Below are 1,271 nucleotides of genomic sequence, written 5' to 3' on the forward strand. Positions count from 1 at the left end.
TTCGCCGGTTTTTCCGGTGAAAACAAGAGCACCGAGCATGAATCCTTTTTTTATGGAAGAAATCAGGCCGGGCTTAAACGAAATGGACGAAAATTAAAACGCTACCCCTTCAAAGCGGGAGCAGCTGGACCAAAAAGCCTTTATCGTGGAACCCAATGGATTGCTGGTGGGCACATCGGCCACAGAAGCGATGGTTGAGATGGGCACTCAGGGCGATAAGCGTCTTTCTATGCTGAACAGTACCGATCCCTTTACCCAAGCAGCTGCTCACTATCTTGGCCAGCACATTGATTTGGTGAACGGGCTGGAAAAACCGGCTTATACTGCCTTTGAGGTTTCAGATCAGCGTTATTTTCTCTCTGTAACCCGCATGGATGACTCACGAGATCTGAATTGGGTGATCGTCACCGGTATGCCGGAAGCTAACCTGATGTCCAATACCCATGCAACACTACGCATCACGCTGGGAGTCACGATGACAGCAACCTTAGCGGCCATGCTGCTGGGTGTTTTGATCGCCCGTCAATTGGTTGCGGCTGAGCGGCGCCTTACTCAGGCTAACCAGCAACTGCTGGTCTCTAATGAAAAATTGCAGTATTCAGCTAGCACGGATAAGCTGACTGGCCTGATGAATAGGCATAGATTTCTGGACGTTGCTGAACGGGAACTACTGCAATATGAGCGTTATCAAAGGGATTTCAGCATTATTTTGCTGGACCTGGATCATTTCAAGCAGGTTAATGATCAGTATGGCCATAATGTTGGAGATTTTGTACTCAAACAGACGGCTGAAATTTTGCTGCACTGTTCACGAAAACAGGATGCCGTGGCGCGATGGGGCGGTGAGGAATTTATCATGCTGTTACCGGCCACAGAGCTTGATACCGCAGTTTTGGTTGCTGAGCGGATTCGACGAAGCATCGAAGATTACAATTATGAGAGCGGGATTAAATTGACTGGCAGCTTGGGAGTGGCTTCCTTAGCTCGTCTTGATGCCTTGGATATTGGTGCCTTGGTGAACGCCGCTGATGAAAGGCTTTATCAATCAAAACACGGGGGACGTAATCAAGTGTCAGCATCCTAAAACGGGGGATTAAAGCTTATTCTTATCAGCTGCTCCCGCTTTGAAGGGGTAGCGTTTTAATTTTCGTCCATTTCGTTTAAGCCCGGCCTGATTTCTTCCATAAAAAAAGGATTCATGCTCGGTGCTCTTGTTTTCACCGGAAAAACCGGCGAAAATCTTGTTTTCAGGGCGGAGTTATCCGTCCGGC

2 protein-coding genes are annotated in these 1,271 nt (G+C 48.2%); both read left to right on the forward strand.

Going from position 1 to position 1,271, the window contains the following annotated elements:
* A partial coding sequence (locus JWG43_RS17475) for a hypothetical protein (protein ID WP_205244235.1) occupies nucleotides 1-198 on the forward strand: 198 nt, incomplete at its 5' end.
* Nucleotides 167-1,084, forward strand: coding sequence for a diguanylate cyclase (locus JWG43_RS20095; RefSeq protein WP_205244236.1), 918 nt, complete (start codon nucleotides 167-169; stop codon nucleotides 1,082-1,084). The genes JWG43_RS17475 and JWG43_RS20095, both read left to right, overlap by 32 nt.
* The last annotated feature ends 187 nt before the right edge of the window (nucleotides 1,085-1,271 follow it).

The organism is Desulfobulbus alkaliphilus (genome assembly GCF_016918545.1).
Taxonomy (GTDB): Bacteria; Desulfobacterota; Desulfobulbia; order Desulfobulbales; family Desulfobulbaceae; genus Desulfobulbus; species Desulfobulbus alkaliphilus.